The sequence below is a fragment of the Ensifer sp. VA4 genome (assembly GCF_055710065.1).
On record NZ_JBVQPO010000014.1, the window covers coordinates 97,590 to 111,456 of the forward strand.

Genomic DNA, 13,867 nt, shown 5'->3' on the forward strand with positions numbered 1-13,867 from the left:
TCACGTTCGCCGGATGTTGCGCCACCAGTTGTAGCCATGCGGCTCGCTCGTCTCGACCAGCACATCCTGTTCCGTGTTCAGACGCGCAGCGACGACGCCACCGCCGGTCATTGCTTTTCCAGGTTTGCCAAGCAGATCATCACGTCCGATCACAAGGTCGCGTGACGAGAAACTCGAGAACTCATACTGCTGACCAAGGGCGATGGCGTCCGCCGGGCAAGCGTCCTCGCACAGGCCGCAGAACAGGCACCGGGCCGTGTCGATCTCGAATTTTGCTGGGTGGCGGTAGCCGTTTTCGTCCTCATAGGGGACGACCTCAATGCAATCGCAGGGGCAGATGCGAGCGCAAAGTTCGCACGCGACGCATTTGATTTCGCCCTCTTCATCCCGTTTCAGGAAGTGATGGCCGCGATAGCGCGAGTAGGGGAGCCATTTCTCCTTGTCCGGATACTGCATGGTCACGGGCCTGGAGAACATATAGCCAAAGGTCAGCATGAAAGCTTTTGCCAGATCGACAAAAAGCGCCCAGCCGATCCATGTTCCAGCTCTGTCGACTACGCGTGACATCGTTGCGTCGTTCTACAGCGGCGTGCGTTCCACCGCAGGAGGGTCGCTGTAGTCCCTTCGATCGCTGCACGTTCTTTCCTGAGATCGACACCGATCCAGGGAAACACGTGGAGAAGCCGCCATGGCTCCTAAGTAAAAGCAATACCAGTAATAATTATGTTCGCCATCGACAGAGGAAGCAAGACCTTCCATCCGATCGCCATCAGTTGGTCATAACGATAGCGGGGCAAGGTGAAGCGGAACCACATAAATACGTAAATGAAGAATGCTACCTTGAGCGCAAACCACAGAAGCGGCGGCAACGGGATCAAGACGCCGTTCCAGCCGCCAAAAAACAGGATGACCGAGAGGACCGATACCAAAAGCACGATGACATATTCGCTGACCATGAAGAACGCGAAACGGATACCGCTGTACTCGGTGTGGAACCCGGCGCCGAGATCCCCTTCCGCCTCGGCCAGGTCGAAGGGAATGCGTTGCGCTTCGGCCAATCCCGCGACGAAGAAGACGAAGAACCCGATCGGCTGATACACGATGTTCCAGAGGTCGCTCTGGGCGCGCACAATGTCCACGAGGCTCATCGACTGCGCCAGCATGACGACGCCGATGACCGCGAAACCCATGGGGATTTCGTAGCTGATCATCTGCGCGCAGGTCCTGAGACTGCCCAGGACCGCGTATTTGCTGTTGGCGGCCCAGCCGCCGAAGATGACGCCATAGACTTCCAGCCCGATCACCGCGAAGACGAAAAGCAGCGCCACGTTCAGGTTGGAAACGTAGAGGGTGATCTCGGCATTGAGCACTGAGATCGTCTCGCCGAAGGGAATGGCGACGAACACGACAAAGGGTGGCGCGAGCGCCAGGATTGGCGCCAGTTTGAACAGGAAACGGTCGGCCTCTGCGGGAATGTGGTCTTCCTTCGTCAGGAGCTTGATACCGTCGGCCACGGGCTGCAGCAGCCCATGCCACCCGACGCGCATGGGACCCATCCGCTGCTGCATGTGGCCGGCAATCTTGCGTTCCAGCCAGGTCAAAGGCAAAGGCAGGAGAAGCAGCATTGCGATCAGCAACGCGATCTTGATGGCGATCAGGCCAAGGGCGAAGAGAACTTCCATGTTCCGCGGCCACCTAGAGCATGTCGCGCAACGTGTGCAACGGTTTTGCGCCCACGACATGCGGAATATCAAAAACCTAAAGCGCAAGAAGCGAACTTGAAGGATCGCGACGCGCTCTACTGTATGTTTCCTTTAATCGTACGCGATTAAAGGACAAAAACATGCAGCAATTCAAAATGCTACAGCGACCTTTGCGCGTCTAATCAGAAGCGCGGCGCTGTCGACAACAGGCTGATACGCGACTGGAGTTGGCCCAACTTCCCGATTGAGGGCTTCGGGCAACTTCCAACTCAGTTCATTTTCTCACGAAACGGCGGCCGTGGACAAGCGGGCGTTTCCGGAAGTGTGCTTGACGGTGAAAGCCGACCGTCAAGCGAGCCTATTGCCTCGTTGCTATCATGCTTTTGGTGGGCCGCCGGCTTTGGTTTTTCTTCCTTTCACGACGCCCGCCTCGTCATAGGCATCAATCCCAGCGGCGACAGATACGTTCAAGGCCGGTCGGTTCGGTTCGTGGTGCTTGACAATGGCCATATATTTGGAATATTGGGTAATCGATAACCCAACGGAAAGAGCCAAGTTGACAATCTCGCTTTCTGACATCGCGGAGCGTGCGGGCGTCTCGGTGAAGACGGTTTCCGGTGCATTGCATGGCGGCTCCGCCCGCATGTCGGATGAAACGCGCCAGAAGGTCAAGGCGATTGCCGAGGAACTTGGCTATGTCACGAACCTTGCCGCTCGTGGTGTCCGGCAGGGGTGGCTGCCGCTCGTCGGCGTCGTTTCCGATGGGCTGATTACCTCGCCGTTTGCCACTGAGATCGTTCGGGGATTGGACGGCGCGGCCCGCAGCGCCGGCATGGCCGTCTTCGCGGTCAATCACAGCACCGGACAGTCGATCGGCTCGGTGCTCGACGAAGTGCAGCAATTCCGGCCGCGCGCCGTTGCCTACGCCGCCATGTACCACAAGGACGTTGATTTACCCGGGACACTGGCCGGCGCAGTCGGCGTGATGATCAATTGCCGTGAGGCTGCCGGGCGGGTGACGTCACTGGTGCCCGACGAGGAGGGTGGGGCGCGCGAAATCATCCGCTACCTGTTGGCCGCCGGTCGACGCCGCATCGCCTTCATCAATCTACCGGGCATTCTCGCTGGCACGTTGCGCGAGAAGGGCTTTCGCGCTGCGCTTGAGGAGGCGAGCATTGAGCCACTCGGCGTGTTCCCGGCGGTGCGCCGCAGCGTCTACAGCGACCGCGCGCCAAGTCTTGTCGCTTCGCATGTGGACGCGCTGCTCGTTTCCGGTCAAAAGCCGGACGCCATATTGTGCGGCAACGACCGCGTGGCAATGGAAGTCTATGCGGCGCTTGCCCGCGCTGGCTGTCGCATTCCTGACGATATTGCAGTGGCGAGTTTTGACAACCAGGTCGAACTTGCCTCCCGGCTGGATCCGCCATTGACCACGATGGCCCTGCCGCACCGCGCCATGGGGCGCCTCGCCATGGAGATCCTTCTGGCTGGGCAACCTGAACCGCCGCATCTGCGGAAATTGCCCTTCCACCTGGTCGAACGGGCATCAGTCTAGGAATCAGTTTCAATCGCATTCAAACGGAGGAGAACTTTCATGACTGCGCAATTGGGTAATCGTTTACTTCGCACACTTCTTGCCACTGCAGCGCTCCTTGGGGCTGCCGGTATGGCCGAGGCAAAGACTGTCGTTCATGTCATGCACCAGGGGGATCCGGGCTGGGTGAAAGCCTACGGCGATGTCGCCAAACGTTTCGAGGAGGCAAACCCGGATATTGACGTCGAGATGATCTACGCACCGCACGACGCCTATAACGAAAAGTTCAGCGCTGCGGTGATGGCCAAGCAGCTTCCGGACGTAATGGAACTCGACGCGCCGTTCCTGGCAAACTACGTCTGGTCTGGCTACCTGCAGCCGATCAAGCCGCTCGTTGATCAGGATCTCCTCGATGACATGACGAGCTCGAACATCTCGCAGGGCACCTATCCGATCGACAAGGACCTCTATGCGATCGGCCTCACCGATTCCTCGGTCGTCCTCTATGGCAACAAGAAATACCTCGAGGCCATCGGCGCGCGCATTCCAAAATCCGTCGATGACGCTTGGACGCGCGAGGAGTTCGAAGGTTATCTCGAAAAGCTCTCCAAGCTCGAAGGCGTGAAGTGGCCGATCGACACGTTTCGCGGTTACGGCATCAAGACGGAATGGATCACCTATGCTTACGGCCCGCTCCTCGAAAGCGCCGGCTGCGATCTGATCGATCGCAAGACCTGGACTGCGAGCGGCACGCTCGATAGCGAAGCCTGCGTCAAGGCGCTCACCATGATGCAAACCTGGGTGAAAAATGGCTGGGTCGTCCCCACGTCGTCCGGCACCAACCAGTTCTATGCCGAAGGTCAGCCGGCCGCACTCGCGATGGGCGGGCACTGGTTCTACGCGGAGGCCGCCGCGGCGATGAAGGACGATATCGTCGTCATGCCGCTGCCGAAGATCGGCGAGAAGGGCGTTAGCCCCAATGGTACCTGGATCTGGGGCATTTCGGCGACATCCGAGAACCCTGAGGCCGCCGGCAAGTATCTGAGTTTCCTCTTGAAGGACAAGGAATACCGCGAATACGCCAAGACCCAGTCGGCCTATCCGGGCCTCAAGAGCTTCGCGGCGGAATCGCCGCTCTACGCAGAAGGCGGGCCGCTTGCCGTGGCCTTCGAACAGGCCTCGAAGACGGCGGTCGCGCGTCCGCCGCACCCGGCCTACCCGACGATTACCTCGGCCTTCATGCAGGCGGTCGACAAGATCTTCAACGGTGGCGACGCACAGGAAGCCCTGACGGCTGCAGCCAAGAAAATCGACCAGGATATCGAGGACAACGCTGGCTATCCGCCCTTCGACGAACAGCACTAAGGCGCTTTTGCGGGGCCGGTGAGTTGGCCGGCCCCGCAGCCACTCGGGAGGATGAGCGATGAGGAGGAGACCATGACTTTGCAACAGACGTCCGCGCCGGCCATTCCGCGCTCGGGCAGGCGGCACGACCGGCAGCGGTTCTGGCAGGAAGTTGCCATGATCGCGCCCGCCGTACTGCTGCTCGCAACCTTCCTGATCACGCCGTTCCTTCTGTCCTTCTGGACGGCGATGACCAACCAACCGCTCGTGCCGCGCCCGACGCCGGTGCGTTTCGTCGGCCTCCTGAACTTTCAGCGGGTCTTCACCGACCCGTTGTTCTGGACGTCGCTCTGGAACGTCACGCGTTTCACGGTCTGGGTGCTGCCCGTTCAATGCGGCCTTGCTTTCCTGACGGCGCTGCTGCTCCACCAGAAGCTGCCGATGCGCAATCTTTTACGCGGCATGTTCTTCCTGCCGGCGATCACCTCCATGGTAGTGGTCTGCGTGATCTGGGGCACGCTGTTCCAGTATCCGAGCGGTCCTCTCAATCAGATCGTTGGTTTCCTTTCCGGCGGTGCGATCCAGCCGATCGATTGGCTTGGCGACCCGAATTGGGCGATGTTCTCGATCGTGTTGCTCTCCGCCTGGCAGGCCTATGGCTTCCAGATGATCATCTACCTCGCAGGCCTGCAGGGTATTCCTGAGGAGCTTTACGACGCCGCCCGCATTGACGGGGCAAGCGCGCTCCGCCGGTTCTGGCACGTCACCATGCCGGGGCTGCGCCCCACCCATGTTTTCGTGCTAGTCATCACCACGATCCAGGCCTTCAAGCTCTACACCCAGGTGGCGATCCTCACCCAGGGTGGGCCGAAGGAAAGCACGGAGACCGTGGTGCACTACATGGTGCGCGCCGGTTTCGAGGAACAGAAGCTCGGTTACGCGTCCGCCGTCTCCGTCATCCTGTTCGTCATCGTTCTCCTGATCGCGCTTCTCCAGCGCAAACTCCTGAGGCGCTTCGATGTCTGACCTCGTGCTCAGCCAGCCCGCCCCGCTGGCCATTTCCCGGGGCAACAGCAAGACCGGCCTGCGTATCGTCCAGACCGTTTGCATCTTCATTATCGCGCTGGTGATGATCTCGCCGCTCTTCATGCTGCTCATCGCCAGCCTCAAGGATGATCGCTTCCGCATCCTCGCCGACATGGGCAGCTTCCGAGCCTTCTGGGTGAATGATCCGACGCTCTCGAACTATAGGGAGATCGCCAATTTCTCCGGCGAACTCGCCTATGGCCGCTATCTCTTCAATTCATTGGTGATCCTCGTCGTCACAGTCGTTTCCGGACTGATCATCAATTCCATGGCAGGCTTCGTGCTGGCTTGGGGCTCACTGCGCGGCAAAGCCATCCTGCTTGCGCTCGTCGTCGCGCTCTATGTCATCCCGCAGGAGAGCATCATCATGCCCCTCGTCGTCATGATGTCTCGGGCGGGTTTGACGGATACCTTCGCCGTACAGATTCTGCCCTGGGTGGCGAGCCCGCTCTACGTCTTCCTTTTCTATCAGTTCTTCGCGCAACTGCCGAAGGAACTCTACGAAGCCGCAGAAATGGATGGGGCCTCGATCTTTCGCATCTATCGATCGATCTACATGCCGCTCAGTCTGCCGGCGCTTGCGACGGTTTCGATCCTCATGGGGATCGAAAGCTGGAACCAGTATCTCTGGCCGACGCTCGTCACCCAGACCGATTATGCAAGGCCGATTGCCGTCGCGATCGCGACCTTCTTCGGACAGGACAGCATCTACTGGGACCGCGCCATGGCCGCGTCTGTCCTGATGATGATCCCCGTCCTCATCCTCTACCTCGCATTCCAGCGTTGGTTCGTAAGCTCGTTCGTCGGCTCTGCCGTGAAAGGTTGACTATGACTCTCCAAGCAAAACCTGTGAACGCCGCACTTGAAATCATAGAGACCGACCTTCCTGCCGGGACGGTGTTGCATCTCTGGTTGAAGGCGCGCTCGGCTGGCAGCGAAGCGAAGCTCTTCGTCACCGTTGGCGGCAATGATCTTGCCTCTCCGTCGACCCATCGCGCAGCGGAGTTCGAATTCTTCGCGGTCGCTCTGGAGGCAGGCGGGCGCACGGTGCTCGCCTGCGACGCGACCACAACGGCGGTTTCCGTCGCCTATGCCTTTCATCCGCAGATGGTACTGGAGGAGGGGATCCATGTGCTCTTCCGCGATACCCGCACGGCACCGCCGCAACTGCCGGCCGGATATCACTTCCGGCCGCCCTTCGGTTGGATGAACGACCCGAACGGTTTTGGTCGATTTGCCGGCCGCGGTCATCTTTTCTACCAGCACTATCCGCACGGCCTGCGCTGGAACACCATGCACTGGGGCCATGCCGTCTCAAAGGATTTCATCCGCTGGACGCACCTGCCGATGTTCCTCTTCCCGGCAGACCATCTTTGCGAGACGGACGACGGCCGCGGCGGCGCCTTCTCCGGATCGGCCATCCCCATTTCCGGCTCGAAGGGGGAGGAGATCCGCGTCTTCTATACCGAGCATGTCCGTGACCGCGAGCCGGAAGAACAGATCCAGCTTTCCGCCCTCAGCCGCGACGGTATCGTCGCCGGTCAATCAGAGGTGGTCCTGCCAGTGCGTCCGGATGGCCTGAACCTCACCACCGATTTCCGCGACCCTTATGTGTTCAAGGGCCCGGACGGCCGCTGGAAGATGCTGCTCGGCAGCCGCGACAGGGCGGGCGGCGTCGTCCTGCTCTATGAGACGACGGACCCTGACGGTGCCACCGGCTGGACGTTCCTTAGCATCATTCATCGCGAGGACCGTTTCGGTATGACCGCAGCGGAATGCCCCTGCATGGTGCCGGTCGGCGGCAGGGCCGAAGACCCGGATACCCGCTGGGCGCTGATCTTCGGGTTGCTCACGAGCCGCGACCCCGCCACCGGGCGCCGCAACCTCACCTCCGTCACCGTCGGCCGCTTCGATGGCCGCGCTTTCACGGCGCAGTTCGAGCAGGAACTGGATTTCGGCTCCGACGCCTATGCCTTCCAGGCCTTCGTCGATGGCGACGAGCCGGTCGGCATTGCCTGGCTCGCCAACTGGACGGACTTTTCCAAGAAGGACGATTTTCCGACGGCCATGACCCTGCCGCGTCGTGTGCTTCTCGATGGGGACGCTGTCCTGACGCCGCCTGTCGCAGCAGCCGAGAGCCTCCGCCACGTGCTGCTCGATGAAACGGCGCTTGGCGCCGGCGAGACGGTTCCGCTCGGCAACGGCGCGGTCGAGATCGTGCTCTCGTTACCCAAGCCCGGTACCGCGTTTGCGCTCACTTTCGATCATCCGGACGTCGAGCTCGGCGTGAAGCTTGATGGCGATGGCCTGGCGATCGTCTTCGATGCCGGTACTGGGAAAGCGCCTCCGCGCTATCTCGCGTCCGGCGCCAAACCTTCGGAACTGCGCATCTTCCTCGACGCCGGCTCCATCGAAGTTTTCGCCGACAATGGGCGCTGGACGGGCACCAAGCGCATCCCCGGATTTTCCGCGGCGCGTTCGGCAACGCTGACCGCTGCCGAGGTGAGCGCAAAAATGTGGCAACTCAAGCTTTGAGGGAGGAAGAAAATGGCATCGGTAGCGATCGATCGCGTTCTGAAACAATTTGGCGCAGCGTCCGTCATCCACGGCGTTTCCGTGGATATCGAGGACGGCGAGTTCGTCACGCTCGTTGGACCCTCGGGATGCGGCAAGTCCACGCTTCTGCGCATGCTGGCCGGCCTGGAAGACATCAGCGGCGGTGAGATCCGTATCGACGGGCGCGTCGTCAACGAGGTGGCGCCAAAGGAACGGGACATAGCCATGGTGTTCCAGAGCTACGCGCTCTATCCACATATGACGGTCGCCGAGAACATGGGTTTCGCCCTGAAACTCCAAGGCCGCGACAAGGCGACGATCGACAAGCTCGTGAACGAGGCGGCCGGCATCCTGGCCCTCGAACCGTTGCTCGACCGTCTGCCGAAACAGCTTTCCGGCGGCCAGCGCCAGCGCGTCGCCATGGGGCGCGCCATCGTGCGTCATCCCAAGGTGTTTCTGTTCGACGAGCCACTGTCGAACCTCGATGCGAAGCTGCGTGTAACCATGCGCAGCGAAATCAAGGACCTGCACCGACGGTTGGGGACTACCATCGTCTACGTCACGCACGATCAGATCGAGGCGATGACCATGGCCGACAAGATCGTCGTCATGCGCGCCGGCCGCATCGAGCAGGTCGGCAAGCCGCTCGAGCTTTATGATCGCCCTGGCAATACCTTCGTTGCCACCTTCATCGGTTCACCAGCGATGAACCTCTTTGACGGCGCGATAAGCGACGATGGCTTCCGCATCGAGAGTGGACTCTTTCTGCCGCTGCCGGCTGCCATCGGCCACAGCGCGGCCCGCACCTACGGCATCCGTCCGGAAGACCTCGATCTCGCCGAAACGGGCGTCCCGGCAACGGTGCTCACCGTCGAACCGACGGGGGCGGAAACTCATCTTTCGGTGCGGGTCGGTACACAGACAGCTGGGATCGTACTGCATCGCCGGGTGGACCTCGAACCCGATCAGCAGATCCACATCGCTCCAAAGACGGACAAGATCCATCTGTTCGCCGCCGATGGCACGCGGGTCAATTGATCCGCCGGGACGAGGTGCGGTTCCGGCTCAATGCCTTCAATGGCGTGGGCGGCAGGCGCGCAGGGAGAGAACCTGTAGCAATCGTCGCCACCCGTGTGGTCGCGACCAGTTGCGGCTTAGGATGGAACGTCGTCGTCCGAGACCGGGAACGACGATTCGATGGCCGCACCAATGAAGGCTTTCCGCGAGAGCTGAAGCTCGTCGCCGCGCTCCAAGGCAGCATGGCAGCGATTTCTTGCCCGCTCGTAGAGCCATCCGCCTTGCGGCATTTCGCTGAGATATTGCAGCGCATCCTGTGGCCCGTTGATGTAGCGCTCGCCTTTCTCGCCAACCCTGACGGGGCGATCCCAAATCATAGCTTGCATTTGCGTGACCTCCGGTTCGGCGCAGAACGCCTGGCCTGGAAATTTGTTCCGTTGGCGCGGAGAGGTTCAATGGCGACCGCTCCTGATCCCAATCCTGGCGTGCGCCGATGTGTGAGCCGGATTTTCTGGCACAACCTTGCGGGGTGGCGATCAAACTGGCACCTTGCGCTGTGAGGAAAATAACGATGGCCGATACGCAAGCACATTACCGCCTCTACGGCGTTCCGGGCTGGGGCTCCGTTCTTGTCGAAGCGGTGCTGGTGCGCGCGCGGCTGCCCTATACGCTCGAGGACGTCACGGGGTTCGATAGGCCCGGACCGGCCCGGGACCGTCTTCTCGCCGTCAACCCGCTCGCACAGGTGCCGGTGCTCGTCCTTCCCGATGGCACGGTGATGACGGAGAGCGCGGCCATACTCCTTCATCTTGCGGAGACCTATCCGGAAGCCGGACTTGCACCGCCGGTAGGGGACCCGCTTCGCCCCGTCTTTCTCCGTCGTCTGATCTGGCTCGTGACTGCCCTGTACGGGACGTTCACCTACGCTGACTACCCGGAACGCTGGGCTCCGAGCATGCCTGACGAGCTGCGGGGCAGCGTGCTCGGACGTCGCATGGACCTGTGGCGACAGTGGGAGGACGAGATTGCACCTGCGCCGTGGGCGCTCGGAGAGCCGTTCTCGGCGCTTGACATCTGGATCGCAGCGATGACGCGCTGGCGACCGGGACGTGACTGGCTGGCGGAAAACTGCCCAAAGCTGCTCGGTATAGCGCTGCGTGTCGACGCGGATCCCGACCTGCGCGAACTATGGGCGCGCAACTTCAGCACGATTTAAGTCAGCGAGCGCGCTGAGAGGGTGCGCCAGGCCCGTCGGTCATCGACATTGATACGCGACAAAGAACGCCTCTTGCAAAGATACCGACCGCGCGGTATGTTTACGGCTGTCGGGTTAGAAAAAGGGAAAGCCATGAACTCCGCCGTCTTCGCCTATGCGGCTTTGGGGCTCGCAATCATCTTGGAGGTCGCAGGATCTGTATTCTTGCAGAAGTCCGTCCAGTTCACGCGCCTGTGGCCGACACTTGCCATGGTGGCGCTCTATGCGGGGTCGTTCTATTCCCTGACCCACGCAATCAAGGCAATCCCGCTGAGCATTGCTTACGCCATCTGGGGCGGGGCAGGCATCATCCTGACGGCGACGGCCAGCTATCTGATATTCAGACAGGCTCTCGACTTCGCCGCGATCGTCGGCATCGCCTTGATCGTCTCTGGCGTTTTCGTGATCAACCTGTTCTCGCAGACGGCGGTGCACTAGGCGATGAGCTACAGTCGAAAGAAGCAGCCGGAACAGGTACAGCGTGCCTTGCTCGAATGCGCTGCGAAGATCGCTGCGGATCAGGGAATTTCCGGCGTCACGGTGCAGGCTGTCGCCGATAGTGCCGGGGTCACGAAGGGAGGGCTGTTCCACCATTTCCCGTCGAAACAGGCGCTGCTGGACGGTATGGTCGACGCGCTGCTCGAGAAACTCGACGCGGAAATAGATTCGTCCATCGCAGAAGACCCTGTCCCTTACGGAAGCTTCACGCGCGCCTATGTGAAATCCGTGTTTGTCGGGAAGGCATTTGGCTTCGAAACCCCGTGGTCGACCCTGTTTGTGGCGGTGATCGGCGATTCGGTGCTGCGCCGCCGATGGGGTGAATGGTTCGGCGAAAGATTGGAACGGCACAGAGCCACGGATGACGACCTAACACTTAACGTGGTCCGGCTGGCGGCCGACGGGGCATGGCTCTCCTACGTGACCGCCGATTCAAAAGTCGGCGGGCTCGAGCTTGATGCGTTGAGGGCGCACTTGCTGTCGCTGACCGTCAAGCCCCGCTGATCCCACTGGAGTTCCCAGTCCGCCATTCGTCCTGACGCGTCGGCTGCTCCCAGGGCGCGCGGTCCAGGCAAAGGGCGAAAATTACTGGAGCTGCCGGCGTTCCCAACGATCGCGTTGAAGCGCCCCGGGCAGAAACTGCGGCTTTAGCCGGGTGAGCGCCGCCTCTTCAGCAATCCCAACCGCGAGCCGCGAGTTTGGACACCGCGGAGTATCGAAGTGAAGGGCTGAACCGCCAAAGCTCATCAGGCCATCCGTCCACGCACGAGGACGCTTGTGATTTGCTGCTTGTTTACCCGGCACCTTGGGAAACATTTGGGAGCCAAATGCCCTCGGCTCCACGCCATCCGGCAGCCGGGATGTCGCATTTTTGATCGAACTGGCCGATGGGCGCCCGGCGTTCGCAATTCTCCGCGGTTTTGAATTTGTGGCCCGCAATCTGCACAGCATCCGTTTCCGCATGGGCAATGCCACATGTGGAGAGGGTCAGCGCCGTTAAGACGCACAGAGTACTCTTCGGCATATCGCACTCCTCCTGTTTTTTAGGGAATCCTGATTCTACATCAGGTAGAGGAGGCTGGTCTTTAATCATTCCGAAGTAGCGAGGAGGGGTCATGCGCCTCGCCGGTGCAATACATGTAACATCCACCGCAATCGATGGAGAAATCGTGCCCGGCCTTCAGGGATAGTTATATTGTTCGGCATCCTGACCGAAGTGGATCATGCCGATCCCGAGCGTAGCATTCAGGCGAAGGCAGGCGCGACCCTCCCGGGCCCTTGAAGCTCCCGGGGAGATGTCTGCTTCCGATCCAGCACTGGGAAGGTGTTAGGCCACCTCGACCTGAGTATCCTTCGTCGCTTGCGCAATCGACGGAGCCGGAGGCTCCCATTGCAGGTGGGAAGCATTGAGCCGGCGCGCCACGATATCGTGGTTAAGCCATTGGACGGGACCGGACGGTTCTGAAGACGCGCCGAAGATCAGCTGCCCCGTCGCCTCCACCACGAGAGCACTCAGGTGGTCGCTGATCATCACCTTGCTGTCGCGATGCATCTGTGTGATCTCGTTGGACGTGCCGATGGTCAGGTCGGACTGTGCCTGACTGTTCGCCATGGGCCACGCCGAGAAGTCGTAGAACGGACGCATGACCTCGTTGGCCTGCATATCGGTAATCTTCTGGAACACATCCTTCATCGTGAAGCCATCTGCCAGAAGCTGCTGGCAGGCCTGCCACTGGTACTCCGCCCATTGGCCGCCGTTCTCCTTCTTCAACGCAAGCAGCAGCGGTATCAAGGGAAGCTCGATGCCCGTGAAGACGTCGGACGAATTGGTCCGGATCTCGGGGCAGTTGTAGACGGTTGCCTTGATACCCGCCTCCCAGGCTTCCTGCGCGATGCCTTCGAGCCGCATCTTGGCGTAGCCTTGCGTGTAGTTGGTGTAGGTCTGCCAACGGTAGCTCCCGTCAATCAGGACGGCCGTTCCGTGGTAGCCGTAGGCCGTATAGCGGACCTGGCCGCCCGATGCCTCGATGCGCTGCCGGATCGCCGTGCTGAAGTCGATGAGATGCCGGAAGGTGATTGCGGAGACTTCGTCGAAATTCTGCAGGATGAGCTTGCCCATGTCGCTGTCGAGCAGGGCTTGCGACGACATGTGGCGGGCACCGCGACCCTTGTAGATTCGATTGGCAATGACCAGGAAGACCTTCGCTTTCGGGATGCCTCCGGCCATCGTATGGGCGAAAAAGACGTTACGGCCGTCGGCAATCATTCCGTCGAGGACGGCCATGACCTGTTTGAGCGAATTCGTGAACCGCTCGGTGGCGATATTGCGGCACTGTTCGAGGTAGTCCCAGTCGAGCCTGTCGTCTTGCCAGCTCTCCAGCGTCATGTTCGCCAGGAGATCGGTCGCAGTAGGGCCGCCTGCCGGAGCGTCGAGGTCGAAGCCGGCCATCAGGGGTATGTTGATGATCTTGCCGCCGAGTCGGCCTTCGGCGGCAGAGAGTTCCTCGGCGTTAAGAGGACGCAGCGCATTGTTCTCGTCGCGCCGTCCGACCGTGATTCCCACGATCTCCATTCCAACCCGCCGGGCTTCGTCGAGCAAGCCAGTCGCGTATCCGCGACCGAACAACTCGCCGAAGAGGACGAAAACATCTCCTTTGCGAAAGACGTTGTTTTCGGCAAGGCGGTTGAATGCGATCGGGTTTTCCATGCGGTCAGCTCTTCGGTCCGTTGGTCGTCGAGCGGTGGCTCAGACGAACTTTGATCGTCACATGACCACAATGGCTCGCAATGGGAAGTCATTTTAAATGACCGTTCATTTCAAAACGTGAAGTCGCGTAAAGGCCTCTCGGTATCTGACGCCAACTCGGCCGAGAT

14 protein-coding genes are annotated in these 13,867 nt (G+C 60.6%); 9 read left to right on the top strand and 5 right to left on the bottom strand.

Annotated elements, in window-relative coordinates; genetic code table 11:
• From AC0C6X_RS24030 to AC0C6X_RS24040, 3 genes are all read right to left on the bottom strand, one after another.
• A complete protein-coding gene (locus AC0C6X_RS24030; RefSeq protein ID WP_472955583.1) occupies window positions 1-567 on the bottom strand; it encodes an NADH-quinone oxidoreductase subunit I in 567 nt (188 codons plus the stop codon).
• Between the two features lie 128 nt (window positions 568-695).
• A complete protein-coding gene (gene nuoH, locus AC0C6X_RS24035; RefSeq protein ID WP_173515025.1) occupies window positions 696-1,682 on the bottom strand; it encodes an NADH-quinone oxidoreductase subunit NuoH in 987 nt (328 codons plus the stop codon).
• A 396-nt stretch (window positions 1,683-2,078) separates the two neighbouring features.
• Complete coding sequence (locus AC0C6X_RS24040) at window positions 2,079-2,258, bottom strand: hypothetical protein (RefSeq protein WP_173514873.1); 180 nt, start codon at window positions 2,256-2,258, stop codon at window positions 2,079-2,081.
• On the opposite strand from AC0C6X_RS24040, the gene AC0C6X_RS24045 reads away from it, so the two are divergent.
• From AC0C6X_RS24045 to AC0C6X_RS24070, 6 genes are all read left to right on the top strand, one after another.
• Entirely contained in the window at window positions 2,206-3,258 is a 1,053-nt protein-coding gene (locus AC0C6X_RS24045) for a LacI family DNA-binding transcriptional regulator (RefSeq protein WP_472955585.1), read from the top strand. The two genes, AC0C6X_RS24040 and AC0C6X_RS24045, sit on opposite strands and share 53 nt — an antisense overlap.
• A 51-nt stretch (window positions 3,259-3,309) precedes the next feature.
• Window positions 3,310-4,602 carry an ABC transporter substrate-binding protein gene (locus AC0C6X_RS24050; protein WP_247960081.1) on the top strand — a complete coding sequence of 431 codons (1,293 nt, stop codon included), beginning with the start codon at window positions 3,310-3,312 and terminating at the stop codon, window positions 4,600-4,602.
• A 72-nt stretch (window positions 4,603-4,674) separates the two neighbouring features.
• A complete protein-coding gene (locus AC0C6X_RS24055; RefSeq protein WP_247959912.1) occupies window positions 4,675-5,607 on the top strand; it encodes a carbohydrate ABC transporter permease in 933 nt (310 codons plus the stop codon).
• A complete protein-coding gene (locus AC0C6X_RS24060) occupies window positions 5,600-6,493 on the top strand; it encodes a carbohydrate ABC transporter permease (protein ID WP_173515028.1) in 894 nt (297 codons plus the stop codon). Before AC0C6X_RS24055 ends, AC0C6X_RS24060 begins: the two co-directional genes overlap by 8 nt.
• Window positions 6,494-6,495: 2 nt before the next feature.
• Entirely contained in the window at window positions 6,496-8,202 is a 1,707-nt protein-coding gene (locus AC0C6X_RS24065) for a GH32 C-terminal domain-containing protein (RefSeq protein ID WP_472955588.1), read from the top strand.
• 12 nt (window positions 8,203-8,214) lie between these two features.
• Window positions 8,215-9,261, top strand: coding sequence for an ABC transporter ATP-binding protein (locus AC0C6X_RS24070; protein WP_247959915.1), 1,047 nt, complete (start codon window positions 8,215-8,217; stop codon window positions 9,259-9,261).
• A gap of 116 nt (window positions 9,262-9,377) precedes the next feature.
• On the opposite strand, the gene AC0C6X_RS24075 is transcribed toward AC0C6X_RS24070, so the two are convergent.
• Window positions 9,378-9,626: a DUF982 domain-containing protein gene (locus AC0C6X_RS24075; RefSeq protein WP_472955590.1), complete on the bottom strand. Its 249-nt coding sequence runs from the start codon at window positions 9,624-9,626 to the stop codon at window positions 9,378-9,380.
• A gap of 185 nt (window positions 9,627-9,811) precedes the next feature.
• On the opposite strand from AC0C6X_RS24075, the gene AC0C6X_RS24080 reads away from it, so the two are divergent.
• From AC0C6X_RS24080 to AC0C6X_RS24090, 3 genes are all read left to right on the top strand, one after another.
• The gene (locus AC0C6X_RS24080) at window positions 9,812-10,456 is read left to right on the top strand and encodes a glutathione S-transferase family protein (RefSeq protein ID WP_472955592.1); all 645 of its coding nucleotides are present in this window, start codon (window positions 9,812-9,814) and stop codon (window positions 10,454-10,456) included.
• A 132-nt stretch (window positions 10,457-10,588) separates the two neighbouring features.
• On the top strand, window positions 10,589-10,933 hold the full coding sequence (locus tag AC0C6X_RS24085; protein ID WP_173515033.1) for a DMT family transporter: 345 nt from the start codon (window positions 10,589-10,591) through the stop codon (window positions 10,931-10,933).
• A 3-nt stretch (window positions 10,934-10,936) separates the two neighbouring features.
• Complete coding sequence (locus AC0C6X_RS24090; RefSeq protein WP_173515034.1) at window positions 10,937-11,497, top strand: TetR/AcrR family transcriptional regulator; 561 nt, start codon at window positions 10,937-10,939, stop codon at window positions 11,495-11,497.
• A gap of 823 nt (window positions 11,498-12,320) precedes the next feature.
• On the opposite strand, the gene AC0C6X_RS24095 is transcribed toward AC0C6X_RS24090, so the two are convergent.
• Window positions 12,321-13,700 (bottom strand): enoyl ACP reductase FabMG family protein, encoded by a 1,380-nt coding sequence (locus AC0C6X_RS24095; RefSeq protein WP_173515035.1) that lies wholly within the window; start codon window positions 13,698-13,700, stop codon window positions 12,321-12,323.
• Window positions 13,701-13,867 lie beyond the last annotated feature (167 nt).

Coding starts and splice junctions, on each gene's coding strand:
- AC0C6X_RS24075 (WP_472955590.1), bottom strand. CDS start 9,626: ATGCAAGCTATGATTTGGGATCGCCCCGTCAGGGTTGGCGAGAAAGGC.
- nuoH (WP_173515025.1), bottom strand. CDS start 1,682: ATGGAAGTTCTCTTCGCCCTTGGCCTGATCGCCATCAAGATCGCGTTG.
- AC0C6X_RS24080 (WP_472955592.1), top strand. CDS start 9,812: ATGGCCGATACGCAAGCACATTACCGCCTCTACGGCGTTCCGGGCTGG.
- AC0C6X_RS24055 (WP_247959912.1), top strand. CDS start 4,675: ATGACTTTGCAACAGACGTCCGCGCCGGCCATTCCGCGCTCGGGCAGG.
- AC0C6X_RS24065 (WP_472955588.1), top strand. CDS start 6,496: ATGACTCTCCAAGCAAAACCTGTGAACGCCGCACTTGAAATCATAGAG.
- AC0C6X_RS24045 (WP_472955585.1), top strand. CDS start 2,206: ATGGCCATATATTTGGAATATTGGGTAATCGATAACCCAACGGAAAGA.
- AC0C6X_RS24090 (WP_173515034.1), top strand. CDS start 10,937: ATGAGCTACAGTCGAAAGAAGCAGCCGGAACAGGTACAGCGTGCCTTG.
- AC0C6X_RS24070 (WP_247959915.1), top strand. CDS start 8,215: ATGGCATCGGTAGCGATCGATCGCGTTCTGAAACAATTTGGCGCAGCG.
- AC0C6X_RS24085 (WP_173515033.1), top strand. CDS start 10,589: ATGAACTCCGCCGTCTTCGCCTATGCGGCTTTGGGGCTCGCAATCATC.
- AC0C6X_RS24095 (WP_173515035.1), bottom strand. CDS start 13,700: ATGGAAAACCCGATCGCATTCAACCGCCTTGCCGAAAACAACGTCTTT.
- AC0C6X_RS24060 (WP_173515028.1), top strand. CDS start 5,600: ATGTCTGACCTCGTGCTCAGCCAGCCCGCCCCGCTGGCCATTTCCCGG.
- AC0C6X_RS24030 (WP_472955583.1), bottom strand. CDS start 567: ATGTCACGCGTAGTCGACAGAGCTGGAACATGGATCGGCTGGGCGCTT.